The sequence below is a fragment of the Petrimonas mucosa genome (genome assembly GCF_900095795.1).
GTDB lineage: Bacteria > Bacteroidota > Bacteroidia > Bacteroidales > Dysgonomonadaceae > Petrimonas > Petrimonas mucosa.
In genome coordinates this window covers 3,006,020-3,031,545 of sequence record NZ_LT608328.1, presented here as the reverse complement: position 1 = coordinate 3,031,545, position 25,526 = coordinate 3,006,020, and the positions used below count along the sequence as shown (strand labels likewise).

The 25,526-nt window shown below is 48.4% G+C and carries 22 protein-coding genes; 10 read left to right on the top strand and 12 right to left on the bottom strand.

Translation table 11 applies throughout. From position 1 onward, the window contains the following. Positions 1–3: 3 nt before the first annotated feature. Both ING2E5A_RS12050 and ING2E5A_RS12045 read right to left on the bottom strand, forming a co-directional pair. Complete coding sequence (locus ING2E5A_RS12050; protein WP_071137610.1) at positions 4–606, bottom strand: lysine exporter LysO family protein; 603 nt, start codon at positions 604–606, stop codon at positions 4–6. Continuing rightward, positions 603–884: a LysO family transporter gene (locus tag ING2E5A_RS12045; protein WP_071137609.1), complete on the bottom strand. Its 282-nt coding sequence runs from the start codon at positions 882–884 to the stop codon at positions 603–605. The genes ING2E5A_RS12050 and ING2E5A_RS12045 overlap by 4 nt, the downstream gene beginning before the upstream one ends. Positions 885–1,118: 234 nt before the next feature. Between ING2E5A_RS12045 and ING2E5A_RS12040 the strand changes: the two genes are divergently transcribed. Further along, complete coding sequence (locus ING2E5A_RS12040) at positions 1,119–3,596, top strand: TonB-dependent receptor domain-containing protein (RefSeq protein WP_071137608.1); 2,478 nt, start codon at positions 1,119–1,121, stop codon at positions 3,594–3,596. A gap of 17 nt (positions 3,597–3,613) precedes the next feature. After that, positions 3,614–4,321: a tRNA (guanosine(37)-N1)-methyltransferase TrmD gene (gene trmD / locus ING2E5A_RS12035; protein WP_071137607.1), complete on the top strand. Its 708-nt coding sequence runs from the start codon at positions 3,614–3,616 to the stop codon at positions 4,319–4,321. A 56-nt stretch (positions 4,322–4,377) separates the two neighbouring features. Here the strand turns inward: trmD and ING2E5A_RS12030 are convergent, their stop codons facing one another. The 10 genes from ING2E5A_RS12030 to ING2E5A_RS11990 form a co-directional block, all read right to left on the bottom strand. Then, entirely contained in the window at positions 4,378–6,765 is a 2,388-nt protein-coding gene (locus tag ING2E5A_RS12030) for a TonB-dependent receptor (protein WP_071138352.1), read from the bottom strand. Positions 6,766–6,936: 171 nt separating this feature from the next. Next, positions 6,937–7,287, bottom strand: a complete 351-nt coding sequence (locus ING2E5A_RS12025; protein ID WP_071137606.1) for a hypothetical protein — start codon at positions 7,285–7,287, stop codon at positions 6,937–6,939. Next, positions 7,284–8,390, bottom strand: coding sequence for a [FeFe] hydrogenase H-cluster radical SAM maturase HydE (gene hydE, locus ING2E5A_RS12020; RefSeq protein WP_071137605.1), 1,107 nt, complete (start codon positions 8,388–8,390; stop codon positions 7,284–7,286). The genes ING2E5A_RS12025 and hydE overlap by 4 nt, the downstream gene beginning before the upstream one ends. Further along, positions 8,387–9,568 (bottom strand): [FeFe] hydrogenase H-cluster maturation GTPase HydF, encoded by a 1,182-nt coding sequence (gene hydF, locus ING2E5A_RS12015; RefSeq protein WP_071137604.1) that lies wholly within the window; start codon positions 9,566–9,568, stop codon positions 8,387–8,389. The genes hydE and hydF overlap by 4 nt, the downstream gene beginning before the upstream one ends. A 5-nt stretch (positions 9,569–9,573) precedes the next feature. After that, the gene (hydG, locus tag ING2E5A_RS12010) at positions 9,574–10,995 is read right to left on the bottom strand and encodes a [FeFe] hydrogenase H-cluster radical SAM maturase HydG (protein ID WP_083373330.1); all 1,422 of its coding nucleotides are present in this window, start codon (positions 10,993–10,995) and stop codon (positions 9,574–9,576) included. Between the two features lie 90 nt (positions 10,996–11,085). Further along, positions 11,086–12,240 carry a TerC/Alx family metal homeostasis membrane protein gene (locus tag ING2E5A_RS12005; RefSeq protein ID WP_231960384.1) on the bottom strand — a complete coding sequence of 385 codons (1,155 nt, stop codon included), beginning with the start codon at positions 12,238–12,240 and terminating at the stop codon, positions 11,086–11,088. Between the two features lie 90 nt (positions 12,241–12,330). Continuing rightward, on the bottom strand, positions 12,331–13,176 hold the full coding sequence (locus tag ING2E5A_RS15960; protein ID WP_231960383.1) for a Gfo/Idh/MocA family oxidoreductase: 846 nt from the start codon (positions 13,174–13,176) through the stop codon (positions 12,331–12,333). Positions 13,177–13,178: 2 nt separating this feature from the next. Beyond that, entirely contained in the window at positions 13,179–13,697 is a 519-nt protein-coding gene (locus ING2E5A_RS15955) for a Gfo/Idh/MocA family oxidoreductase (protein WP_231960382.1), read from the bottom strand. A 25-nt stretch (positions 13,698–13,722) separates the two neighbouring features. After that, positions 13,723–15,081 (bottom strand): Gfo/Idh/MocA family oxidoreductase, encoded by a 1,359-nt coding sequence (locus ING2E5A_RS11995; RefSeq protein WP_071137603.1) that lies wholly within the window; start codon positions 15,079–15,081, stop codon positions 13,723–13,725. A gap of 4 nt (positions 15,082–15,085) precedes the next feature. Further along, positions 15,086–15,952 (bottom strand): sugar phosphate isomerase/epimerase family protein, encoded by an 867-nt coding sequence (locus tag ING2E5A_RS11990; RefSeq protein WP_161942019.1) that lies wholly within the window; start codon positions 15,950–15,952, stop codon positions 15,086–15,088. Positions 15,953–16,245: 293 nt separating this feature from the next. Between ING2E5A_RS11990 and dapA the strand changes: the two genes are divergently transcribed. The 8 genes from dapA to ING2E5A_RS11950 all read left to right on the top strand — a co-directional run bounded on the left by dapA (position 16,246) and on the right by ING2E5A_RS11950 (position 25,512). Then, positions 16,246–17,145, top strand: a complete 900-nt coding sequence (gene dapA / locus ING2E5A_RS11985; protein ID WP_071137601.1) for a 4-hydroxy-tetrahydrodipicolinate synthase — start codon at positions 16,246–16,248, stop codon at positions 17,143–17,145. A gap of 27 nt (positions 17,146–17,172) precedes the next feature. Then, the gene (locus ING2E5A_RS11980) at positions 17,173–17,778 is read left to right on the top strand and encodes a riboflavin synthase (protein WP_071137600.1); all 606 of its coding nucleotides are present in this window, start codon (positions 17,173–17,175) and stop codon (positions 17,776–17,778) included. 11 nt (positions 17,779–17,789) lie between these two features. Further along, positions 17,790–18,335, top strand: coding sequence for a nitroreductase family protein (locus ING2E5A_RS11975; protein ID WP_071137599.1), 546 nt, complete (start codon positions 17,790–17,792; stop codon positions 18,333–18,335). 150 nt (positions 18,336–18,485) lie between these two features. Next, positions 18,486–19,829, top strand: coding sequence for a hypothetical protein (locus ING2E5A_RS11970; protein WP_071137598.1), 1,344 nt, complete (start codon positions 18,486–18,488; stop codon positions 19,827–19,829). Positions 19,830–19,940: 111 nt separating this feature from the next. Then, the gene (locus ING2E5A_RS11965) at positions 19,941–21,302 is read left to right on the top strand and encodes a tetratricopeptide repeat protein (RefSeq protein ID WP_071137597.1); all 1,362 of its coding nucleotides are present in this window, start codon (positions 19,941–19,943) and stop codon (positions 21,300–21,302) included. A 2-nt stretch (positions 21,303–21,304) separates the two neighbouring features. After that, entirely contained in the window at positions 21,305–21,940 is a 636-nt protein-coding gene (gene lptC / locus ING2E5A_RS11960) for an LPS export ABC transporter periplasmic protein LptC (protein ID WP_394332588.1), read from the top strand. A gap of 47 nt (positions 21,941–21,987) precedes the next feature. Next, the gene (locus ING2E5A_RS11955) at positions 21,988–23,250 is read left to right on the top strand and encodes a hemolysin family protein (RefSeq protein ID WP_071137595.1); all 1,263 of its coding nucleotides are present in this window, start codon (positions 21,988–21,990) and stop codon (positions 23,248–23,250) included. 126 nt (positions 23,251–23,376) lie between these two features. Continuing rightward, positions 23,377–25,512, top strand: coding sequence for a peptidylprolyl isomerase (locus ING2E5A_RS11950; RefSeq protein ID WP_071137594.1), 2,136 nt, complete (start codon positions 23,377–23,379; stop codon positions 25,510–25,512). Positions 25,513–25,526 lie beyond the last annotated feature (14 nt).

Here is a 25,526-nt window from a genome sequence, read left to right as displayed (position 1 = left end):
AGATTAGAGCGATAGAAAAAAACTTATCCACAAAGGTACGGAAAAATCGATGACCATCCCGTGAAAGAGTGCCACAACCACATAGTCGGATCCCGAATACCTGGTGATTATGGGGAGGGTGGTATCCATGGTGGTAGCACCGCCGGCACATATGGGGGCAAGTTTCCCGAAATGTCTTACCATCCAGGGCGCAAGGAGCAGCACGATAAACTCACGCATGATATTTGCCAGCAAGGCAACTGTTCCCAGTTCAGCCCCGCGGAACTCCGAGATAAGGATGCTCGAGAGCGAGTAGTAGGCAAACCCGGCACCTACGCAGAGGCAGTCGATCAGGCTCCTGCCCGGCAGGAGCAGGCTTGACACTCCCGCGCCTGCAAATGTTCCCACGGTGGTGGCAAGGGGTATCAACGCAATTGCGGGTCCGAACCGCTTGACTGCAAGGAGTATCTTCTTGCCGCTGCCGATCTGTATGCCGACAAGGAAGAGGAGCCCGTAGAGGATCCATTTTGAGATGTCGTCGTTGAGTAATGCATCGGGGAGTTGCCCGGTGAGGGCCAGAATGACGCCCGCCGCAAATAAAAGAAGATAGATGAGCGATTGCTTCATGATTTCTCACCCCCTTTTTTGAACAACGTTGAATAGAGCAGCCAGGCACAAAGCAGGGTCCCTGAAGTACCCCCAATCGTGATGATCAATGCTTCGATGCCGATGGTGCTGAAGGTTGCCAGCACCTGGTCGTTTGTGCCGACCGACACGCCCATAAAGAATAACAGAAGGGCGATGACAAGGGTGATGACACTGCCGGCATGCTTGACGAACGGGACCTTTCTGACGGCATATCCTGTGGCGACGCCAGATAGTATGACAAGGAAAATATTGAGCATAATATCTTTGTTTGGGGTGGAAATCCAGTTGCAAAAGTAGACAAAAAAATCTTTTTAGCAGTCCGGTCGATTAAAATGGTGTTACCTCTAATCGAGGAAACTGCACTAATGTTTAAAAATGCAAAATAGGGTGCTCGGGGAGCTTGCTATTACTAAATTTTCGTAACAGGGTGACCTCTTTGCTTAGCCTGTTGAATTATTTGACTACTTTTGCTTAAATTTGAATTTACACTTATGAAAGAGACACTACTATCCTTGATTCTCCTGCTTGCCACGTTTGTGGTTTATGCGGAGGATGTCACCGTGAAAGGCAAACTGGTCAGCGCTAGCGACAAACAGCCGCTTCCTTATGCCACAGTTTCGGTTGCCTCAAAAACGATTCCTGATCAGGCCATCAGAAAATTTGCTACCGACGAGAGCGGAATTTTCTCCACTACGCTGAAAGCCGGGGACTATATCTTTACATTTCATTTTGTAGGAATGAACATCATTAACCGCAACGTGGAGATTAAGGATGGTGAATCTCTGGTTAATATTGGACAAATTGAGATGTTGGAGAGTTCTACCGAACTGGCCGAAATCAGAGTGACAGCCCAGCGTCCCCTGGTTAAGGTGGAGATCGATAAGCTTACCTACAGTGCAAAGGATGACCCCGAATCATCCACATCGAGCGTCCTGGACCTCTTAAGGAAGGTGCCCCTGGTGACAGTCGACGGGGAAGATAATATCCAACTGAAAGGCTCCTCAAGTTTTAAGATCTACCTGAACGGTAAACCGTCGAACATGATCTCGAACAATCCGTCGCAAGTGCTGAAAAGCATGCCGGCGAACAGCATAAAGGATGTAGAGGTAATCACCGACCCGGGAGCACGTTACGATGCCGAAGGTGTAGGCGGAATCATCAATATCATCACCGATAAAAGGGTGGACGAGGGTTATTCGGGCTCCGCAGGAGCCAATGGGAATACTTTTGGCGGGTATGGTGGCAACGCCTATCTCTCGCTGAAATATGGCAAGTTCGGACTTACAGGAAATGGAGCCTATTTCTACCACGACAGACCCGAAGCCGAAACGACATTCACCAGGGAGGATATTGCTCCTAATCCTGTAAATCAACTTATTCAGGAGGGACGCACCAACAATTATGGCGGTGGACTCTTATACAATATGCAGCTCAGTTATGAGCCGGATACCCTTAATCTCTTCAATGTCTCTGTCGGCCAGTTCGACGGACGGTTTCATACCGACTCGGAACAGGGTACCCTCTCCCGAGGAGCGAGAAACTACTCCTACCTGCTGAACAATAACTCGTCGAACCATTTCGGGGCGTTTACGCTGACAACCGATTATCAGCGGACATTCAAGAAGAAAGATGAGTTGTTGACCATCTCATACCGCTTCGAGAGGAATCCGGGCGACAGCAAATACGAAACAGAATACAGTGAGGTGGAAGACTATTTCTATTCCGACGGTTACCGGATGAGGAGCATCAACGATGCCGGTGGAAAAGAGCATACCGGACAGGTTGATTATGTGAATCCGCTGACCAGCAAACAGAGTATCGAGGTGGGCCTGAAATATATCTACCGTGACAACTCCAGTCGTGGCGACAACCGCTTCCTCGATCCCGAAAATGGGAATGCCTGGATGGAGGACCTGAGCCGGAAGAATGATCTCGACCATACGCAGCAGATCATGTCGGGTTATGCCGGTTACGGGTTTAAGGCAGGAAAGTTCGGTTTCAAACTGGGATTACGCGGTGAAAATACCGCCCAGAAGATTCACTTCATGAGTTCCAAGGTAGATACGGTGGTAAATACCGATTTCTTCGACCTGGTGCCTTCGGCTGCTTTCTCATACCAGGTGGGCATGACGAGAACTTTGCGATGGGGCTACAACATGCGCATCTCGCGTCCGGGCATCTGGTATCTGAACCCCTATATCAACGACGCGGATCCCAACAATATCCAGTATGGAAATCCCAACCTCGACGCGGAGCAGACCCACAATTTCAATCTCAATTTCGGCTCATTCTCGCAGAAGGTTAACTTCAATGCCTCATTGAGCTACTCTTTTACCCGTAACGCCATCACCTCGAGGGTATTCATCGATGAGTATAATGGCAGGGAGGGGGTTACCCACACTACATACGACAATATCGGACGCAACCAGTCGGTGGGACTGGACGGATACCTCAGCTGGACCCCCATGCCGATTGTAAGAATAAACCTGAACGGTTCGGTGGGGTATACCGATATTCAAAGTACGGAAGATGCCAATATCAGTAACAGCGGATTTACTGGATTGGTCTACAGTGGATTGACATTTACGCTGCCGAAGGATGTGAGGTTGACTGCCAACGCCGGACTCTTCTCCAGCAACATCCAGTTGCAGACTACCCAGTCGGCCTACTATTTCTACTCGTTCAGCGCGATGAAGAGTTTCCTGAACAAGAAGCTGGATCTCTCCCTCAATGCGACGGCACCTTTTAGCAAGTACATCAATATAGACGTAAATACTACCGGCGACGGATTCGAGCAGAAAATGAACCACCGGAATCCGATGCGTACATTCCGGCTGAGCCTGACCTACCGGTTTGGCGACCTGAAATCTTCGGTCAGAAAAGTGAAGCGCACCATCACCAACGAGGATCTTCTGCAGGGAGGTTCGCAGGAGGGAACCGGAGCCGGCGTACCAGTTACCGGATCATAACATAAATTTCAGACCGCATGAGAATCGATATCATTACCGTCTTGCCTGAAATGATTGAGGGGGCTTTGAACTGCTCCATCTTAAAGCGTGCTCAGGAGAAAGGATTGGTTCAGTTCGGATTGCATAACCTCCGTGATTACACCCTCGACAAGCATCGTCGGGTGGATGATTATCCGTTCGGCGGGGAGGCCGGCATGGTGTTGCAGATCGAGCCGATCGACCGATGCATCACACACCTGAAATCACTCCGTGATTACGATGAAGTGATCTTTACCACGCCAGATGGGGAGAAGTTTACCCAAAAGGTTGCCAACGAACTGTCACTCAAGGAAAACTTCATAATCCTCTGTGGTCACTACAAGGGAGTGGACTACCGGGTCAGGGAGCACCTGGTGACCAGGGAGATCTCCATTGGCGACTTCGTACTGACCGGCGGTGAACTTGCTGCTGCCATGATTGCCGATGCGGTTGTCCGGGTCATTCCCGGTGCAATCGGTGACGAGCAATCTGCCCTTTCCGATTCGTTTCAGGACAATCTGCTGGCTCCGCCCGTCTATACCCGTCCTGCGGAGTACAAGGGATGGCGTGTTCCCGATATCCTGCTCTCGGGACATGAACGGAAAATTGCCGAGTGGCGTCTTGAACAGGCACAGGAGCGGACCCGTCGGTTGCGTCCCGATCTGCTTGATTCGACTTTCGGAACCTTGCCGCATCAAAGCAGTTGAGAGCGTGAGGTACAGCACCCCGTTTCTTCACTGCAAGGTTTGAGGTGATCTGCCCCCTAGAGGGCCATCACCTTTATACCCATATAGATTGTTCGCGGTAATCCCGGGCCCCAGACATAATTGCTGTCCCGGTTCCGGTAGTTGTCAAAATCGTCCTGGTAGAAGTTGCCGATGTTCTTCACTCCTGCAAAAAGCTCCAGTCCGCTCTCCAGAAATGGCAGTGCAAACGTATAGCCCACCTTTGCACTGATTTCTGTAAACGATGGCGATGTACGGTATTCGTTGGATTGTAGTGTTGTGTTGGGTGAAAATTTTGCCAATATCATCTTGCCGGTATAGAGAGTGCTGATGGATACATTCAGATTCTTTACCGGAAATAGTGATAGAATGGCGTACCCGTACCTGTCGGGAGTACGGAGGAACTCGCGTTTTGGCTCCAACCCCTCGATGTTCTCTACTGCCTCGGAGTGAAGACTCTTTTGCCAGGTGAATCCCGACTCCAATTGTACCTTCTGCCTGTAGTTGCCCCGTACCTCAAGGGTAGCTCCTTTTACAGTTGCCCCGGGGCCATTCTGTTTTTCGAACTGTTCGCCAAACTCATCCTTCCCTACAGGCTGCAGATGGAATGCATCGTTCAGCCTGGTGTAAAACCCCTCCAGTGTGAAGCCGTAGATATAGTTTTCGGTTGCCTTGTCGAAATTTACCGAGCCGCTAAAGCTGTTTGAACGTTCCTCTTTCAAATTGGGAGCCAGTGAAATTCGGGAGATTCCTCCACCGGCAAATGCAATATGCATATCTGTATCGAAGGCTTGAGGCGCCCGGAATCCTGTACCCCAGGTGAATCGGAACTGCGTGTAGTTTTTCAGCCTGTATAGTATAGATGCTCTGGGACTCAGGATGATATGCTCAATAAAGTTGTGTTTGTCGCCCCTGATTCCTGTCAACAGCGTAAAGGTGTTGCTGATTTTCCAGTCGCTTTGCAGAAAAAGAGCCGCATTCTTTGTGGTCTGGTCGGTCCCGTACCGGTAGTGCGGTATCGAATCCTGGATGTCGTCGAGCAGGTATTCCGCACCTGCGGTCAAAACGTTTGTTCCACCTATAAAGTAATCCAGGCGGTGATTGAGTTGAACGCCGCCCTGCAGAGTGTAGTTACGGGTATAGCCATATGGTGGATCTTCAAGATGGTTGCGTTCCGCTTCGGCAAACTCTTCGGACGTGTCAAAATCACTTGACACCGGATAGAGGCCGGTGTAATGATTGCGCCTGGTCTTCTGACCAGCCATATAGCTGATAAGTGAACTGTTGTCGTGATTGAAGTTGATCTGATAATCGAGACCACCCATAAGAATGTTGTGGGTTCTCTCCTCGGACTGTTTCGCCAGATGGGCCTCTTTTTTTGTCATCTCGCCGCCGTACCGGTATTCATACAGACTGGTGAAGTTGGCCTCCAGTTTCTGGTTGTACGTAGGCGTGAAGATCAGGTTGCCGCCGAACGAGTTGCTTTCCAGTGCGGGAAGTTCAGAGAAGTTATCCTTTTCGCCGATGATGCTTCCATCCTCCCCGAGTGTTATGCCCGGGTGGTCATAAAAATCGCGTACTCTGCGGTTGGCAAACAGCGACACACCCGCCTTTCCATTTGCTGAAAGCATCGTTGTATTGGCTGTCAATACGTTGTCTGCCGCCTCGCCGTTGATGCTGTTGGTGGTCAGACTCACCTCATATCCCGGTTTCGTGGGAATCTGCGTGATTACGTTTACTGTGCCGCCGATGGCGCTAGATCCGTACAGGGCAGATCCGCCGCCACGCACCACTTCGATCCGTTCCACCATATTTGACGGGATCTGTTCCATCCCATATAGACCGATCAGTGGGCTGAAAACCGGTCGCCCGTTAATCAGTATTTGTGAATATCCACCGCCTAGCCCGTTCATTCGGAGCTGCGTGTAACTACAGGTCTGACAATCCGTCTCCACGCGAAGTCCCGGCTGAAACCGCAACCCCTCGGAGATATTGCATGCCTGTACCGCATTGAGGCTTTTGTTGTCCAGGATGTTTACAACGACAGGTGTCTCGGTCCGTCGCTTGAAGGTTCGCGTTCCGGTTACCACAACATCGTTGAGGTACATGATCTCTTCTTCTATCTCGAAATTTATCTCGACAGATTTTCCGGCCTCGATCTCGATCACCTTTTCCTGTGGTTTGTAACCCACGCATTGAGCTACCAGTGTCTGTTTCCCAACCGGGAGGTTGGTGAGCATGTAGTGCCCGGTGTTATCGGTAGTTGTCCCGATAGAGGTTCCTTTCAGGGCAATGGTTACGAACGGAATGTGAACTCCGTTGCTTTTTACGTCACCGAAGATATTGGCGTCGGTTTTCTGGGCGAATAGTGGATGAAGCGATAGCCACAAAACGGCTGATATGATAAAGGGTGTTGATTTTTTCATCTTGTTGAGTTGCATATCTTGTTGTTTGACAAATTGATCGAATCTCCCATCCAGTCCATGCCTTCATACAATCTGGCACGCTACAGCCTCCCTGCCGGAAGGGTATTCAATCTGCCTGCTCTCTGACGGCGCGACGAAGGGGAGAGGTTTCTCTGTAAGCTGAAGATGGCGTCAAACAACGGGCGGCGCCCGCAGGTAGCTGTTTGTAAATCGCTTTGAGGCATAATCTGCGACATAGAGATCGATGGAGATATCAACGAAGAGGGTCGGTCTGACCGACAGATCGAAATCGCAGACTACATCAGGTGTGAGTTGTGTCTGGCAGAACTGCGCCAGGAGAAAAAGCTGATTCTCGGAGTGGGTGTGTTGCCTCTTCTCGTTTTTTTTGAATGGATGCGAGTGTACATACCGTACATGGTTGATAACATGAGTATGGGTGAAAAGGGTGATGCTGCCTATATAAGCTATAAACAGGGCAGACAACAGCCATTTTGTTGTGATGTTCCGGTAGTCTCTCTTCATCCTTCCGGCAAAAATAAGAAATTATGGCAATATCTACTACAGTTTGGTCGTTTATACTGTTTTTTTATGTAATGGCTGGAATTGCCCTGCTGGTGATAGCCGATCTGGTGACCGATCTGATTGAGACTCTGCTCGAGAAAGCGGAGGTTATCCTCGTCGCTCAGTTGGGTAACCGGTTTGTTGGGATAGAGGAGATAGTCGTTACGGTATTGCTGTGGCGTAATATTGGGCATCAGCACATTTGCTCCTGCCAGAATCGCCTTTTCTCGTCCCCCGGCTTCGATCGATTGCAGTGCGGTGGTGGCGGCGATATTGATGTCGGGCATCAATATCCGCAACAGGGCAATCATCCGGAGTGTCATCCTGAACCGTTCCTGCAGTGGAAGAAGCTCCCGGTCGTATCGGTAGAGCGGGGTCTTGGGATGGCAGATATAGGGTCCCATCCCGCACATGTCGATATCGAACTGCTTCATGAAGAGCAGGTCATCGGCCAGATCTTCTCTGGTTTGGGACGGTAATCCGATCAGGACACCCGTTCCGGTCTGATAACCTGTTTTTTTAAGCGATTCCAGGGCTTCCAGCCGTTTAGCAAAACGGTGATTGTCGTCGGCGGGGTGAATTTTACGGTAAAGCGCTTCGGAGGAGGTCTCGATCCGGAGCAGGTATCGGCTGGCGCCGCTCTCGAACCAGCGGCGATAGACCTCTTCGGTCTGTTCACCGCAGGAAAGGGTGATACCGATCTCCCCATTGGTGATGCGCATCGACTCTTTCAGGAGAGAGTCGATCTCTCTGACAAACCTATCTGAGGATTGCTCCCCGCTCTGAATCGCAACCGACCCGAACCCGTTTTCATAGGCAAACCGGATGGCATCCAGTGCTTCATTCCGCGAGAGACAATAACGGCGGGTGTTGCTGTTATCCTTACGGATACCGCAATAGTAACAGTTCTTTTTGCAGATGTTGGAAAACTCGATCAGTCCACGCAGGTAAACCGTATGGCCTCCATTTCCCAGTTTGACTTTTACAGCCAAATCGAACAAGGAGTGTTCCTCTTCGCCTTCTGCGTCAAGCAGCCGGATGAGTTCTTCTTTGAGGAGTTTCATGGGAATAGTTTCGTTACCCGTTCGAAAATACCGTTCATGTATGCCAGCGCCATTCCGTAGTTGGTTACCGGAATCCCTTTCTCAATAAATGGAGATATTCTGTTTATCAGTTGTTTGCGGCTGATCATACAGCCGCCGCACTGGATGACGAAGGCGTAATCGTCAGGTGGAATCTCCGATAATCCGCCTACTACGGTGAACGACAGTTTTTTCCCTGTAAATTGTTGCAGCAGTCCGGGAATCTTTACCCGCCCGATATCGTCGCAATTGGTTTGATGGGTGCAACTCTCCAGTATCAGAATTTTATCTCCCTCTTTCAGGTCGGAAAGGAGAGGGGTGCTCCTCAGGAAGGTGTGAAAATCACCTTTCAAGCGTGAAAAGAGGATGCTGAAACTGGTCAGCGGGATATGACCGGGTATATGTCGGGCAACATGGCCGAAGGCCTGGCTGTCGGTAATTACCAATGCCGGCTCTATGCCCAGTCTCATAAAATCCTCCAGCTCGGTTTCCCTTATCACGATCGTGATACAATGGTGATCCAATGCGTCCCGGATGGTCCGGTTTTGTGGCAGAATCAGTCGCCCTTCAGGTGCTTCACTGTCGATGGGGGTGATGAGCAGTACCAACGCTTTTGGCCGTACCAGGTCGCCGATTAACCTATCGGGCTGCAGGCTTGTCCGGGGGACAATCTTTCGCAGTGCATCGATGATAATCTCCAGATTGCCGGGATCTTTTGCGCTGAAGTCGAGAACCTCCGCATCGCTGTGTCGTTTGATCACCGTTCTTGTCAGCGTGGCAATCCGGGAAATATCGCTTTTATTGTGAAGAATGAGGTAGGGGACATTGAATCTCCTGAATTGATGGATAAGATCCAGCTCATACTGGCCGAATTGATTTCCGGTAATAAGCAAAACGGCACACTCTACCCGTTTAAGGGTGTCGAGCGACTTGTCAACCCTCTTTCTCCCCAACTCGCCTCCATCGTCAACTCCGGCAGTATCTACCAATATGACAGGGCCGATCCCGAAGATCTCGACCGACTTTCTTACTGGATCGGTGGTTGTTCCGGGAATGTCGGAGACGATTGCGGTATCCTGTCCCGTGAGCAGGTTGACCAGCGTGCTTTTGCCGGTGTTCCGGCGGCCGAAGATGCCGATATCTATTTTAGGATGAGACATGTCTGTTAAAAATAGAGATCCCGTTCCCCCTCTTTTATTCTCTCGATTCTCTCCTGTACTTGACGTTCTGTTTTTTCGTCCAGTTCGTACATGTTTTCTTCAATCACTTTCCACCCTCTCCTGGCGGTATCTTCGGGAGCGTAGTCTATCAGATATTCGGCCAGTGTCAGTATCGCATTAGGGGTACAGAACCTATTAATGAAACCGGGAACGGAGAATTCCATAAAATGTTCTCCGGTTCTGCCCAGCCTGTAGCAGGCCGTACAGAATGAGGGCAATATCTCTTGTTGGAGCAGTTCGTCTATAATCTGGTTGAGTGACCTGTCGTCGTTGATGCGGAACTGTCCTCTCTTGAGATCATGCTCCTGTTCGCCCGTTGTGTAGCTACCCAGCTCGATCCTCGTTCCCCCGTCGATTTGGGAGACGCCGAACTGAATAAGCCGGTTACGTAGTGTAACAGGTTCACGGGCGGTAAGAATAATTCCGGTGTACGGTATGGCCAACCGGAGGATGGCAACCAACCGTGTGAAGTCTTCATCCGGCACAAAATAGTCGCTCCCCAGGTCGAGCATCGATGCATCTTTGATTCTCGGGATCGAAACGGTATGGGGACCGACGTTGTAACAGGCTTCAAGGTGGTTGGCATGGCGAACCAGCCCCATCACCTCGAACCTCCAGTCGTACAAGCCGAAAAGCGCACCGATGCCCACGTCATCCAGTCCGGCTTCCTGTGCCCTGTCGAGTGAGGTGAGGCGGTAGTCGAAATCAACTTTCCTGCCCCGTAGGTGATAAGTTTTATAGGCATCACGGTGATAGGTCTCCTGAAATACCTGGTAAGTCCCGATTCCAGCCTCTTTCACCGTGCGAAAGCCGTTGATGTCGAGCGGAGCAGCATTGATATTGACTCGACGGATTTCACCTCTCCCCTTTTTCACGGTGTATGCGATGCGGGCGGTTTGGGCGATGAATTCAGGACTGTATTGCGCATGTTCCCCGAAAACAAGGATAAGCCGTTTTTGTCCACTATCTTCCAACGCTTCGATCTCCCTTGCCAACTCCTCATTGGAAAGTGTTTTTCGGAGCATCTTCCTGTTGGACGCTTTGAATCCGCAGTAGGTGCAATTGTTGGAACATTTGTTGCCGACATATAGTGGCGCAAAGAGTACGATGCGGTTTCCGTAAATCTCCTTCTTGAGTTGACGGGCACCCTCCTTGATGAGTTCTACCGATCCGGGGTCGGATGCATTGATAAGTGTGGCCACCTCCTCTAGATTCAACCTCTTTTTTGCCAATGATTTTTCCACCACTCTTTTTACCTTGCCGGGAGTGGGAATGCTCCTGTTGAGGTATTCCCAGATTTCGCCGGTATCGATAAATGGCTGCATCGGTAGATCTGGAATAGCGTATTTTTCAGGGGCGAATCTCATTGGGTGGATATTTGCAAGCGATACTACAAAAATATAAAAATTATTCTACCAGACAACCGATTTATCAAAAAGTGAGGGTAGTGGAAATCGTCATTGCATAAATCTGCCCATTCCCTTATGTTCAGCTCCCTTGACCCCCTCTTTTGCCTGGCTCACCTTATCATGAAACTTACCCGACCCTTCGCTTTTGGCGATCAGTACCGACAGGAGAATGGAGATTAAAAGGGTGGCGACTATTACAGCCAATGAGCACCAGGAGTGACGGGCAAAAAAATCTGCAACGGCATCTACCGAACTGAACAGCATCTTCATGCCGATAAAGAGCAGGATAAAACTTACGCCCGTTTTGAGATATCTGAACATTCCCATAATTCCTTTCAGTGCAAAAAAGAGCGATATCAATCCCATTACCGCAAATAGGTTGGAGGAGATGGCAAGAAAGTTTTCCTCACTGAGGGTGAGTACACCGTTTACCCCCTCCTTGATGACGCCGATAATGGCAGGAATGGAATCTACGGCAAACAGGATGTCGGTCGAGCCGATAACGAGCAATGCCAAAAAGATATTGGTGAGGTGTAATTTGCCGTTTATCCGTGTAAAGAAGTGTGGGGAGTGCAGGTCGGGATCGATGGGAAATAGCTTGGATGCTCCCTTGTAGAGGATGTTTGATTTGGGATTCACATTCTCATCTTCTTTGGTAAATGCCATCTTGTATGCTGTCCAGATCAGGATCAACCCAAACAGGTAGATGATCCAGTGGAACTTTTCTACCAGTCCCATTCCCGCCAGAATGAATAGAATCCGCAACAGAACCGAAATAAGAATTCCCAGTTTCAGCAATTTCGGCTGGTTGGATGGCTGGATACCCATCATCGAGAAGATCAGTATGAAGACAAAGAGGTTGTCGACCGATAGTGAGTACTCGGTCAGATATCCTGAAATGAATTTTGTCATCAGGACAGGACCTGTCGGTAGCGAACTCCCCTGATTTTGTGGAATGAGAAAATAGAATGATGCTCCAAATGCCAGTGCCACCGAGATCCAGACGGCACTCCATGAAAGGGCTGTCTTCACGGTAATCTCTTCTTTTCGGTGGGAGGTGACGTAGAGGTCAATTCCATATACGATAATGAAAATGGCCATAAAGGCAATCCAATAAACTACTGTGGCATTCATGTAGACTCCTGGCTTGATGAGATACAACTCCGGCGAACAATAATGATTCAAAATTAGGCTGAATTTCATTCCGTTATTCCCGGTGCAGTATAAACTATGTTAAAAAGGTCGGGAGAAAGATTTCCCCCGACCTTTAACAGCATGAACCGCAAAAAACGGTTATAATCGTGTGTATTCTTTCTGGATCTGCGGTTTAATCGATGTCAATCCCTCAATCTTCACGGGTGTTCCTGAGGCAATGCTCTTTCTGGCAGCAATTCCCACCAGGCAGGCAAGCGCACCGTCACGTATGCCGGCGGCCTGTTTGTAGGGATCTCCAGTATTGGGTATAAACACCTGATCTTTCAACAATGCATCTCCCCCGCCATGCCCGGAAGTGCCGTGCGGTATCTGGATATATTGCCTTTTGGAGAAATTCTTAAACAACACGATCTCATCATAGTTTACATCATTGGTCGGTTTTGACTCCTGGATCCAGGCGTCGATACGTCCCTTTGTGCCATTGAATGCAATCCGGTAACCCTCATAAGGAGAATAGGTCGTCAGCGAGTAGGAAACCTGTACCCCGTTCTTGTAACGGATAGTTGCTGCCATTTTATCGAAGATGTCGATATCGTTCTTGAAAACACAACCATCCCTGAGGTATCCGTCGTACTTCTCGTTATCAACATACAACCGCTTTAGGTTTTCATCTTTCAGTATGTCAAAGTAGAAGTTGCATTTGGAGGTGTGGGGACAACTCCGGCAATTCTCAGCCCTGAAGGGTCCGTTTTTTCCGTAGAAATTGAGTTCCCCCAGCGCATATACGCTTTCGGGATCACTGTCGATCCACCAGTTGAGGAGGTCGAAATGGTGGCTGGCCTTGTGAACCCACAAGGATCCGCTCTTTCCGACGAGCCGGTGCCATCTCCTGAAATAGTCAGCCCCATGAGACGTATCAAGATACCAGTGAAAATCGATGGAGGTGAGTTCCCCAATTTCTCCTTCCCGAAGGAGCTCCCACATCTTTACCCTGTGGGGAGAATAGCGGTAATTGAATGTAACCCGGCACTTTTTCCCGCTCCTTTTTTCTGCATCTTTATTTCGTCGATGGTCATCGGTTTCTCGACAATAACATCAGCTCCAGACTCCATGCCCCGGATGATGAACTGATCATGTGTGCTGTCTACAGTTGTGACAATCAGCAACTCCGGTTTGGTCTCCTTCATCATCTGTTCGAAATCGGTAAAGGTAGGGCAGGAGACCCCCATTGTCTCCTTGGCCAACGCGACTCTCCCCGGGTTGATATCGCATAGTCCGACAAATTCAACATACTTGGAGTAGTCTTGCACCACGCTTTTTCCCCACATGCCTATCCCCCTGATTCCGGTTCCTACCATGGCGATCCTGCTCTTTTTGGCTGGCTGTTCTCCGGTTGCTGCGGCGGCCCGAATCGGAGTGACGGGATGGAGTAACGATGTCCCGGCCATTGCCCCTGAAACGAGCAGAAAGTCCCTTCGGCTCATTGTATCTGATCCTGATTTCATCTTTTATCTATGGTTGAGGTCAAAACTAATACTTGAATACTTTTCCCCCGGCAATCACCTGTTTCTGCTTTTCATCGAACGTGGCGCGTTGGCCGGTTCTCAAAGCGGCAGTAACCATGATATCGGCGATGGAGTGGTTGTAACCCGCTTCAACGGGCGCGTTTGTCTTCACGTTGCCGGCCCTGACACAATCCATCCAGTTCTTCATGTGAGCGTTTGTAAGCGGGTCGGAACCGGTATTGGATCCGGTCTCCACACTTATTTTCGGCAACTCGAAACGATCGAGCTTGAAGGGTTTCATTCCCATGGCGCTGGCATGTCTCTCTTCCAGTCCCCCGTCACTGTTGATGATGTTGGTGTCAAGGTCGAGTTTTCCCCCGTTGGAGAAATACCACTCTTTTGTTCCTCCAGACGAATTGTTTTGTCTGGAAGAGTAGATCACCTGAAACCCATCTCCCGGCTCCTGCTCTTTTGAGTAACCGTAATCAAAAACAGCGGTAACGGTGTCGTAATTGGTTCTCCCGTCGTTCCACATGTAGATTCCGCCGTTCGCCACTACCGACCGGGGATAGTCGAGTCCCGAGAACCAGTGCACGGTATCAATCTGGTGCGCCATCCATTGGCCGGGGATGCCGGAGGAGTAGGGCCAGAAGAGGCGATACTCCAGGTATTTACGCGGATCCCACGGTTCGTAGGGACGGTTCATCAGAAAGCGTTTCCAGTCGGTATCCTGTTCCCTGATCTCCTTGGTCAGCTGAGGCAGGCGCCAGCGACCGGGCTGGTTAACATTCCAGGTCATCTCTACAGCAACGATCTTGCCAAATTTTCCCGACTTGATGTAGTCGTTTGCAGCGTGATAATTTGTGCCGCTCCTGCGTTGAGACCCTACCTGTATCACCTTATTGGTCTCTTTGGCAGCTTTCAACGCGAAGTTGGCATCGTCCATGGTTTCAGCAAAGGGTTTCTCCACGTATACGTCGCAGCCTGCCCTTACCGCTTCGGCCGTATGAAGTGCATGTTGAAAGTCGGCTGTACTGATGATTACCGCATCCGGTTTCTGAGTCCATAGTTCATCGGTATTTCTGGCGGTCTTGATCTTGCCTCCGGTCTGTTCCAGATACCATGCCTGACCCTCGTCGCGCCGACGGCTCCAGATATCGCATACGGTAAAGAGCTCGAAGTTCATCTCCTTGGCATACTTGAGAAATGATTTTCCGAGCGAATCCCTGAAACGGTTGGAAAATCCCAATATGCCTACCCTTACTCTATCATTGGCCCCGATAATCCTGGCATAACTTTTTGCCGACATGTTCATCGTGCTACCCAACGTCATTCCGGCAACACCGAGTGCCGATTTTTTTAAAAAATCTCTTCTTGACTCCATATTTTCAATTATTTAGTTGATTCTTAATGCTTTCAATGGCAATGGGCATCTGTGTGTCGAAATCCTGCCAGCGGGCTTCAACGGAGATTGCTCCTCTGTAACCAATCTTTCGGAGGGCTTTGAAGTAGAGCCTGAAATCCTCGTTGTAGGTTCCCGGTACAGCCCTCTCCTGTTTTTCAGCTATGTGGACGTGTTTGATCCATTTGCCATATTGAAGGATCGATTCAGGACCTTCATCCTCCATCTTCATGTGATAAAGATCGGCAAGCAGCATGAAATTGGGGTGATTGATTGCTTTGACGATCTCGCCTCCTTCCGCTACGGAATTGATAAAGTTGCACTCGGAAGAGTTGAGGGGCTCCAACACAATGATTACGTCATATCGCCGAGCGATCGGCGCCATCTTTCTTCCCAATTCTATGAATTGTGCAAGCGCCTTTTCGCGTGGAAATCCATCCGGGATGGAACGGGATCCACCGCTTCCAAAGACAATCATTTTTACACCCGCCCGTTGTGCCCTGCGGAAGGCGGTTTCGGCAAATGCCAAAACATCTTGGTGTACCGCTTCATCCCCGACGCTTTTCAGGTTTCCGGGAATAAAACTGTTGCAGTATCTGACGGGTATGGGTGAATCGGTTACTGCCTTTTCCAGAATCTCATCAAATTCGTTTTCCGGTTTGGTTGGTACGAGGAACCTGGAGACACCCTCTTCAACATATGCATAGCCGTATTGGTGCATTTTTGCCCCGTTGGCTGCCCCGGTGCAGATGCCGATTTCTATCGGCTTGGACCCTCTCTTCATTAAATGGCAGGCTGTAAGGAATGCCGGAACAATCGCCGCATAAACCCAAAAGGTTCTGATATTTTTCATGTGGTTCATATTGTGTGTTTTACAGATCAATCCCGGGTGTCGCTGATGATCTCCTTTCCGGGGATAATTCTGGACAAATATAATAAAAATAGTAATGTGGACGTAGACAGAGCAAAGAAAATAGCTCGTTGGTCATTTTTTTTGTTTTCAACTGAAAACTGAACATTTACAGCACCTCCATTGAAAGTAATTGACCAATTTATATGGATTTGGCTGAAAAAAATGTAACTTTGCCATCCGGAATGTCCCAAAGTTATCGGAATGTTTCGAGAAAAACTGTAAGACGTAATTTTATGTCAACAATCAATCTGAAAGGGATGGGTGTTGCCCTGATAACACCATTCAAAAAGGACAAGTCGGTTGACTTTGATGCTCTGGGTCGACTGGTAGAGTATCTTACAACCCAGGGTGCCGATTATCTTGTTGCATTGGGTACTACAGCTGAAACGCCGACATTGACACGCGATGAGCGGACAGAAGTGGTCCGTTTCATTGTGGAGAAAAACAATAACCGGCTTCCACTTGTTGTGGGGGTTGGAGGAAATAATACCGCCGAAGTCGTCCATGAGCTCAAGGTTTCCTATTTTTCAAACATTGCGGCTGTCTTGTCGGTTACCCCTTATTACAACAAACCTACCCAGGAGGGACTTTTTCAGCACTATCGCGCGCTGAGTGAGGCCTCTCCGCGACCGATCATCCTTTACAATGTGCCTGGAAGAACAGGTGTGAATCTGGAGGCAGAGACCACCTTGCGGTTGGCAAGAAGTTGTCCCAACATCGTGGGTGTCAAGGAGGCATCGGGGAAATTGGATCAGATCAAGCAGATTATTGCCGAGCGCCCCAAGGGATTCCATGTGATTTCCGGCGATGACGGGATGGCCTTCGACCTGATAAAGAGAGGAGGAGAAGGGGTAATATCTGTATTGGGGAATGCCATGCCGAAAAGATTTTCCGAAATGATACATCATGCATTAACCGGAAATTTCAATGAGGCTGAACGTGAAAACAGCCGTTTCGCCGAGATTTTCCGTCTACTTTTCAAGGATGGGAATCCGGCTGGAGTGAAATGCATGCTTTGCGAAATGGGCTACATTGAGAATGAACTCCGTCTACCCCTGGTTGCTGCTACTGAAGAGACCAGGCAGCAAATTGTGGCTGAGTTGAAGAAGTTTACACTGATCGCAAATTCATAATCTTGAAATAGAAATAATAACCATATTATGTTTTCCGGAATCGTAGAAGAAGCAGCAACCGTAGTTGCATTGGAAAGAGAGAAGGGTAACCTGCATATTACGCTGAAGTGCTCGTTTACACATGAGTTAAAGGTGGACCAGAGTGTCGCGCACAATGGAGTTTGTCTGACCGTTGTCTCAATCGATGGAGATAACTATACGGTGACAGCTATCAAGGAGACGCTCGATCGTTCCAATCTGGGATTGTTGAAGGTGGGCAGCAAGGTGAATCTGGAACGCAGCATGAAGATGGATGGCCGGCTCGACGGGCACATCGTGCAGGGCCATGTCGACCAGACGGCGGTATGTACCGATGTGGTCGAAGCAGACGGCAGTTGGTACTATACTTTCCAGTATGAGTTTGATAAGGAGATGGCAAAAAAAGGATATCTGACAGTTGATAAAGGTTCGGTGACGGTAAACGGTGTAAGTCTGACCGTGGTAAATCCAACCGAGAAGAGTTTCAGCGTGGCGATCATCCCCTATACATATGAGATGACCAATTTTCACCAGATAGAGAAGGGTTCGGTTGTCAATATCGAGTTCGATATTGTAGGTAAATATATCAGCCGTATTTTGGCTTTGCAGTCATAAGCACTCAACCTATGGATTTCCTGCAATTTGTCTCTACCCGGCAGAGCGACCGGGCATTTGATCCCGAAAGACCGGTCGAGAAAGAAAAGCTGGATCGGATTCTCGAAGCTGCCCGTATGGCCCCATCGGCCTGTAATGCACAGCCATGGCATATGATTGTGGTGGATGACCCCGAACTGAAAAACCGGGTGGCAGATGCCACCTCCACCCGTGCGCTGGGCATCAACCATTTTACCAAGCAGGCTCCGGTTCACATTCTGCTGGTTGAGGAGAAGGTGAACCTCTCTTCGGGGATAGGTGGCTGGGTAAAGCAGAAGGATTATGCCCAGATGGATCTGGGCGTTGTTGCGGCACATATCGTGCTGGCCGCCCACGCAGAGGGCTTGGGGTCCTGTATTGTGGGATGGTTCGACGAGGAGAAGATGCGTGAATTGTTGTCGATACCCGATTCCAGGAGAGTCTGGCTCGACATTGTCATTGGCTACAGTACCCAGGCTTTGCGGTCTAAAAAACGGAAATCAAAAGAAGAGATCGTCTCTTACAATAAGTATAGATAAATCGGTAGTGTTGACAAGATCGTCACTTTACTCTTTTTAACAAGAAGTTTATACCCTTTTGTTGGTCGCATCGCAAAAAAATATCATCTTTGTACCTTAAAATTAATTATGAAACAATCGACCATCGTGCGTTGATTATAATGAAAAAGAATGGATATAGCAGCTAAACGTTTTTTATCGTTAATACTCCTCTTTACTGCCGTCACCGCTACTTTTGCGCAACAGGTGGGATCCAATTCGCCGTACGGAAGGTACGGATACGGCCTGTTGTCCAATCAGTCCTTCGGTGCATCCGAAGCCATGGGAGGGATAAGCTATGGTATCAGAAGAAGCCAGCAGGTGAATCCCGGCAATCCGGCATCCTACTCCAGGCTCGATACGCTTACCTTTATTTTCGACTTCGGTGTGTCGGGACATTACGCCCTGTATAGCGACGGGGTGAACAAGCAGGATTTCTACAATGGAAATTTTGACTATGTAGCCATGCAGTTCCCGATTTTTCGCAAGGTGGGAGCCAGCATAGGACTGCTTCCCTATTCGAAGACCGGATACAATTACGGGCAGGTCCGTACATTTGAGAACCTCATATACGAAGAGGTATTTCGTGGAACTGGAGGTTTGAGCCAGATCTATGCCGGTATGGCATATGAGCCCGTCTCCTTTTTTTCTGTCGGGGCCAATCTCACTTACCTTTTCGGTAATTTCAGCTATAGCAGCGTATCTGTACCCACATCAACCACGGGAGCCACTATCGGCGAAGAGAAGAAAGCATATTCCATCCGCGATTTGAAATATGATTTTGGAGCCCAGTTCACGCTTCCTCTAGACAAGTCAAGTGAGTTGACACTGGGTGTTGTCTACACGCCGGGGCTGACTTCAAAAACGGATGTTTACGCTACGGAGATGATGTTCCTGTCGGATCCATATACCAACCCTTACCAGACGCCGAGCGAAATATTGCGCGACGACACCCTCTCGAATCAGCGTTTCCAGCTGCCGGCTACATACGGAGTGGGGGTTACCTACTCAAATAGAAACCTGTTGGTGGGTATTGATGGAACTTTCCAGCAGTGGGAGGGTTTGAACTATCCTGAAGTTCTGGATGGCCTGACCCTGCAAAACCGGTTCAACAATAGATACAGGATCAATGCCGGTGCCGAGTATATCGTTGATCCCTACAGCCGGAATTTTTTCAACCGTGTCCGGTTGAGAGCCGGAGTCTCGTATGGAAATTCTTATACCAACGTTTCGGTTTACAATCCGTTGACCAGTGCCAGTGTGGGTGTAGGAGGGTTTAAGGAGTACGGAGTCAACTTCGGTCTGGGTTTACCTTTCAGGGACAACCTCTCAGGCAGGTTATCCATGCTCAATATCGGATTCAGCTACATCTCCCAGCGTCCCGATATGCAGTACATGATCAAGCAGGATATGTTCAAGATCTCTTTGAACATGAATATCAATGAATTCTGGTTTTTCAAAAGACAGTTTAACTGATTTTTTGTATCTTTGCAACGTTTAAATCAGAAAGAAGATTAAACTTTTTATTTAACATATTGTCCTACTAGCAACCGTAATCGGGATAAAACAAAAAATTAAAAGAAGATTATGAGAAGATTATTGTTATCAGGATTTCTTGCATTTGCGACCGTAGCAGGTCTCAGCGCCCAAAAAGCAGGATACGATCCGGTAAAAGCTCCTTTCGGACATGGAGAAGACAGCGTAAAATGCCGTATGAATCTGAGTCTTATGTCTACTTCAGCAAAGGCTGAAAATTATAAGGAAGCATTGACGCCCTGGAATGCTGTTTATGAAAACTGTCCCGCTTCCAGTAAGAATATCTATATTTATGGTCCCCGTATCTTTAAAAGCCTCTATGCTTCTGAAACGGATGCTGCAAAGAAACAGCAGTATTTCGACAAGACCATGGAGATATTCGATACCCGCCTGAAATATTTTTCGGACGATAACAAGGGTACGGTATTGGCTTATAAAACCTACGACTACATGGAGCTGATGGGCGACAAGGCCGACTCCAAGGTGATTTACCAATGGTTGGGTGAAGCCATTAACGAGATGAAATCTGATATGGAACCCAAGGATGCCTATTCATATTATATGGTGGCATCGCTCACTCAATTTCTGAACGATCCGGGCAAGAAGGATCAGTATATCACCGATTATTTTACCGTTACAGGATATGTTGATGAAGCCATCAGCAAGGCAAATGCCGCAAACGACAAGGCAAATGCCGATTATCTGGGTCTGGTTAAGGAGGGAATTGTGAAAGCATTTGTCAGCAGTGGCGCTGGCGATTGCAAGACATTGACGGAATACTATGCCGACAAGGTGGAACCCAACAAGGAAAACAAGGCTTTCCTGACAGAGGTGGTTAACGCACTCGGTTCGGTTGGCTGCAGTGATACCGAGATCTACTTCTCGGCTGCAGAGTACCTTCATAAGCTTGAGCCTTCTGCAGAGTCAGCAATTGGGCTGGCTAACAAGAGCTTGAGAGACAAGGATTACGATACTGCCATCAAGTACTATCATGAGGGAGCTCAACTGGAATCTGACAAGAACAAGGCTTCCGATTACATGATGCAACTGGCGGGAATCTTCTCCAACCAGCGCAATTTTGCAAAATCACGCCAGGCTGCTTATGATGCATTGGAATTCAATCCCAACAATGGTGAAGCCTACATTCTGATTGCTCAGCTTTATGCCGCTTCGGCTCAAAATATCTTCCCGGAAGCTGAAAAGCGTGGTCTGGTCTTCTGTGCTGCAGTCGACAAATTACAAAAAGCAAAATCTGTCGATCCCAGTGTTGCTGCCAAGGCAAACGGCTTGATCAATACCTATTCAGGTTACTTCATGGACACCGAAACCGCATTCATGATGGGTATCAAGGCTGGCGAGTCGATATTTATTCCCGGATGGATCGGTGAAACCACTACGGTAAGGTTGAAATAAAATTGAGCGATTTGTTGAAACAACAACAAAAGGATATCTTGAGAATCATAACAACTCCAATAATTGGGGTTGTTATGATTCTTTTTATCTGTTCGTGCGGCAAGAAAGATGAGAACCTGATCAACGTCAAGTTCGATCCCGAGACCATGCCGTCGATGGTTACCCAATCGGCCGTGCAGCTCATTTCTGATTCGGGGAAGACACGTTACAGGATCAAGGCGGAAGTTTGGGAGGTATACGATAAGGCCAAGGAGCCCTTCTCCCTTTTTCCGGAAGGTTTCTATCTGGAAAGATTTGATGATAATTATAACGTGGAGGCAACCATCGAGGCCGATACGGCCTGGAACTACACTGCAAAAAAACTGTGGCGCGTAAAGGGCAATGTTCAGGTAAGAAACATGCAGGGCCATGAGTTCAGGAGTGAAGAACTCTTCTGGGATCAAAAACAGGCCAAGGTATATTCCGACAAGTATATCGAGATTAAACGTGGCGCCCTTGAGCTGAAAGGATACGGTTTTGAGTCGAATCAGCAAATGACCGATTACCGGATCTTGAGGCCGCACGATGGGAAACTGCCATTCGAAGAGAAGGAGGAGTATCCCGATTCCCTGGTGCTCCAGCCCGATTCGGTACCATAGTCAACTGGCAAAAATTCCTTTTACCCGGCACCTTAAATTGAAATAGTATGTCTGTTTCATCGCTAATATCCTACTGGCTGATTTTACTATTCCTCTCACTCTTTTTTTCGGGTATGGAAACGGTTTTTCTTGCGTCGGACAGGTTGCGGTTTGCGATGACGCAAAAGAAGAGAGGCCTTTTCAACCTGATGCTGAATACTGTCTATGGTCATCCACGACACTTCCTGGCCACTTTGATATTTGGAAATCTTACCGTACTGGTATTTTTCGTGTTCATTTCATCGTTGATAGCCATACCCTTTATCAGACAGTATGTTACGGAAAGCAGATGGTTGATATGCCTGCTTGTAGTTGGCGCAACCTCCCTGGTTATTCTCATCTGCAGCGAGTTTATCCCCCGTGCCGTTCTTGCAGGAAAAGCCAATTTATGGATAAGGATATTGATTCTCCCCGCATTTGTTTTCTACCTGTTGCTTTTTCCTGTTGTTACATTGGTCGTTTTCCTTTCGCGTGCTGTTTTGACTTTTTTCGGCATCAGATCAGATAGTGCCAATGAGGGAGTCTTGGGGCGACAGGAGTTGGATTCGTACGTGAGAAAAGGGTTCGAAGATATTTCGGGCGATCAGGAGGTGGACTCCGAAGTGAAGATTTTCAGAAACGCTCTCGATTTTTCCTCCATGCGGGTACGCGATTGCATGGTGCCCAGGGCAGATATCGTGGCCATAAAGAGAGATGAGGATATCGAGAAGCTGAAAGAACTCTTTGTCGAGAGTGGCATCTCCAGGATCCTGGTATATGGTGAGGATATTGATGACATTTTGGGATACATACACGTTTGGGAAATGTTCAATGCTCCCGTCGACTGGACCCAGCGGATCACACCCGCGTCGTTCGTACCCGAGAGCATGCCGGCAAGTAAATTGATGAACGACCTGATGCAGCAACGAAAGAGTATTGCCGTCGTGGTGGACGAGTTTGGGGGGACATCGGGTGTTGTCACCATGGAAGACCTGGTAGAAGAGATTTTTGGCGATATCGAGGATGAGTATGACAGCAAGGTCCGCTTTGTGAAGCAGGTGAGCGACAGCGAGTATATTCTCTCGGGGAGGGTGGAGATAGACAGGTTGAACGAAGATTACGGATTTGGAATTCCAGAGTCGGAGAGCTATTCTACAGTCGCCGGCTACCTGTTGCATCACATGCAGCGTTTCCCAAAAACCTATGAAACAATAATCATCGGGAGGTATACATTCAAGATATTGAAGGTTACTGCCAGGAAAATCGAAGTGGTCAGATTGACGATAAGTTAAGGCTTTGTTTTGCTGATCACTTTTTTGGAAAATATGAAGTTATCTTTCTAATTTTTATTAACTTTGCAATCTTGTTTAAAAGAACATAAAAATAATTTGTTTATCAAAAAAACTCAGAATAGTTAAATGGCTACACTTCAGAAGATTAGGGATAAGGGCGTACTGTTGGTCGCTATTATTGGTATTGCGTTGCTCGCATTTATTTTGGGGGATCTGCTTACTTCGGGAAACACACTTTTTGCAAAATCACGCGATAAGGCTTTTGTCGTTAACGGACAAGTAATTTCCACCAAGGAGTATGCTGACAGGATTACCGAGTGGGAGAATTTTCAAAAAATGATCAGTGGGCAGACCTCGCTCGATGAGAATATGTCCCAGCAGATCAGAGAAGCCGTGTATGACCAGATGGTACGTGAACGGATGCTTGACAATGAGGCAGCAAAACTTGGATTGGCTGTCTCTAAAGCCGAGATCAACGACCTGGTACACGGTGAGACGATATCTCCTTTGTTGCAACAGCTTCCGTTCTTTGTTGATCCGCAAACCGGCAGATTCGACAGGGATGGACTGGTACAGTTTCTTGCTACTGTAAACTCACCGGTGGGGTCGCTTCTCCCTGAAGAGAGAGCTGTTGTTGAGCAATACAGATCGATGTGGTTGTTTATCGAAAACATGATCAAGTATCAACGCCTGCAGGAGAAGTATACCTCATTGCTTACCAATGCCGTGATGGTGAACGATGTTGAAGCGAAAACCACATTCGAGCTGTCGCAACAGAATGCAGATATGGCTTATGTGATGAAGAGCTATTTCTCCCTACCCGACTCGACGGTTACCGTATCGGACAAGGAAGTGAAATCGTTTTACGAAAAGAATAAAAACCTCTTCCGGTTGGATGTGCCCATGGCGAAGATCTCCTATTTTACAAAGGAGATTGTTCCAAGTGATGCCGATTTTGCCGAAGTTGAAGCTCAGGCCAACGAAGCATATCAAAAACTGCTGGAGGCCACAAATCCGGCACCCGTGGTTGCCGATTATTCCGACGTGCCGTTCAGGGATGTCTATCTTGCTGCAAATTCACTGACTGAAGGACAGAAGTCGTTTGTAGAGTCTGCAACCGTTTCAGATATCAAAGGTCCGGTCCGCGAAGGAAATAGCTATACGATCTACAAACTGCTGGACAAAACGGTCGCTCCCGACTCGGTACGTCTCAGGATGATGGCTGTTCCGGATGCTTCACTGGCAGGACAGGATAGCATCATTACCCATTTCGTGGATAGTGTATTCAATGAGATACAGGGCGGCAAGTCTTTTGCCGAGGTCGCAAACAGCCTGAATCCGCAATCGAACGGCGGTGATGTAGGTTGGGCCCGCGAGATCGATCTGGTACAGGTTAGTGCCGAGGTGGTGAAAGCTGCATTCAGCGCCCCTGTAGGTAAAGCTTTCAAGGTAAAGGTACCCGGCCAACAGCTGATCCTGCAAGTTGAGGAACGTACCGCACCGGTCCAGAAATACAAGATTGCCACTATTGTCATGCCGGTCGTAGTGAGCGAAAAGACATCCAACAACGTGGATAACGAACTCAACCAGTTTGTTTCAGACCCGGAAGTGGGCAAGAAATTCAATGAACTGGCCACTGAGAAAGGATATTTTGTCATGCCCGACACTCGTGTTTCGGCTAACGACTTTTCGTTGATGCAGATACCCGGTTCGCGTCAGGTGGTCACCTGGGCTGTAAACGAGAAAAAACCGGGAACAGTCAGGAAGTTCGATATGACCAACATGCGCATAGTTGCACGTCTCGACCATGTTTACCCGGCAGGTGTGGCTCCTTTGCAAGAGGTGGCTTCGGGCATTCGTACCCGATTGATCAACGACAAGAAGGCAGAGAAGATCATCGCCGATCTGACCGCCAAGAACCTGACCACTCTGGAAGATTATGCCGAAGAGATGCAGACGACTGTCGATACCGTAAAGTTTGTCAACTTTACTACGAGAAATATTTCGGGGCTGGGATTTGAACCCGTACTGAACGCCTTGTCGGCATTTGCTCCGTTGAACACGGTTTCATCGCCAGTAAAGGGAAATATGGGTGTATACGTTGTAAATGTAACGGATAGAACGCAAGGAGTGGAAACATTCGATAGCCAGGCCCAAAAGAATCTGATGCAAAGCAATAATGCATACATGCTTCAGATCCAGTCGATGGAGATACTTAAAAATAAACTGAAAGTGGAAGATAACCGTTACGTGTTCTTCTAAAAGTACCTTTTGCC

Bases quoted from the DNA above. Each gene is read 5' to 3' on its own strand.
- ING2E5A_RS12050 (WP_071137610.1), bottom strand. From the start codon at position 606: ATGAAGCAATCGCTCATCTATCTTCTTTTATTTGCGGCGGGCGTCATT.
- ING2E5A_RS12045 (WP_071137609.1), bottom strand. From the start codon at position 884: ATGCTCAATATTTTCCTTGTCATACTATCTGGCGTCGCCACAGGATAT.
- ING2E5A_RS12040 (WP_071137608.1), top strand. From the start codon at position 1,119: ATGAAAGAGACACTACTATCCTTGATTCTCCTGCTTGCCACGTTTGTG.
- trmD (WP_071137607.1), top strand. From the start codon at position 3,614: ATGAGAATCGATATCATTACCGTCTTGCCTGAAATGATTGAGGGGGCT.
- ING2E5A_RS12030 (WP_071138352.1), bottom strand. From the start codon at position 6,765: ATGAAAAAATCAACACCCTTTATCATATCAGCCGTTTTGTGGCTATCG.
- ING2E5A_RS12025 (WP_071137606.1), bottom strand. From the start codon at position 7,287: ATGAAGAGAGACTACCGGAACATCACAACAAAATGGCTGTTGTCTGCC.
- hydE (WP_071137605.1), bottom strand. From the start codon at position 8,390: ATGAAACTCCTCAAAGAAGAACTCATCCGGCTGCTTGACGCAGAAGGC.
- hydF (WP_071137604.1), bottom strand. From the start codon at position 9,568: ATGTCTCATCCTAAAATAGATATCGGCATCTTCGGCCGCCGGAACACC.
- hydG (WP_083373330.1), bottom strand. From the start codon at position 10,995: ATGAGATTCGCCCCTGAAAAATACGCTATTCCAGATCTACCGATGCAG.
- ING2E5A_RS12005 (WP_231960384.1), bottom strand. From the start codon at position 12,240: ATGAAATTCAGCCTAATTTTGAATCATTATTGTTCGCCGGAGTTGTAT.
- ING2E5A_RS15960 (WP_231960383.1), bottom strand. From the start codon at position 13,176: ATGTGGGAGCTCCTTCGGGAAGGAGAAATTGGGGAACTCACCTCCATC.
- ING2E5A_RS15955 (WP_231960382.1), bottom strand. From the start codon at position 13,697: ATGAAATCAGGATCAGATACAATGAGCCGAAGGGACTTTCTGCTCGTT.
- ING2E5A_RS11995 (WP_071137603.1), bottom strand. From the start codon at position 15,081: ATGGAGTCAAGAAGAGATTTTTTAAAAAAATCGGCACTCGGTGTTGCC.
- ING2E5A_RS11990 (WP_161942019.1), bottom strand. From the start codon at position 15,952: ATGAAAAATATCAGAACCTTTTGGGTTTATGCGGCGATTGTTCCGGCA.
- dapA (WP_071137601.1), top strand. From the start codon at position 16,246: ATGTCAACAATCAATCTGAAAGGGATGGGTGTTGCCCTGATAACACCA.
- ING2E5A_RS11980 (WP_071137600.1), top strand. From the start codon at position 17,173: ATGTTTTCCGGAATCGTAGAAGAAGCAGCAACCGTAGTTGCATTGGAA.
- ING2E5A_RS11975 (WP_071137599.1), top strand. From the start codon at position 17,790: ATGGATTTCCTGCAATTTGTCTCTACCCGGCAGAGCGACCGGGCATTT.
- ING2E5A_RS11970 (WP_071137598.1), top strand. From the start codon at position 18,486: ATGGATATAGCAGCTAAACGTTTTTTATCGTTAATACTCCTCTTTACT.
- ING2E5A_RS11965 (WP_071137597.1), top strand. From the start codon at position 19,941: ATGAGAAGATTATTGTTATCAGGATTTCTTGCATTTGCGACCGTAGCA.
- ING2E5A_RS11955 (WP_071137595.1), top strand. From the start codon at position 21,988: ATGTCTGTTTCATCGCTAATATCCTACTGGCTGATTTTACTATTCCTC.
- ING2E5A_RS11950 (WP_071137594.1), top strand. From the start codon at position 23,377: ATGGCTACACTTCAGAAGATTAGGGATAAGGGCGTACTGTTGGTCGCT.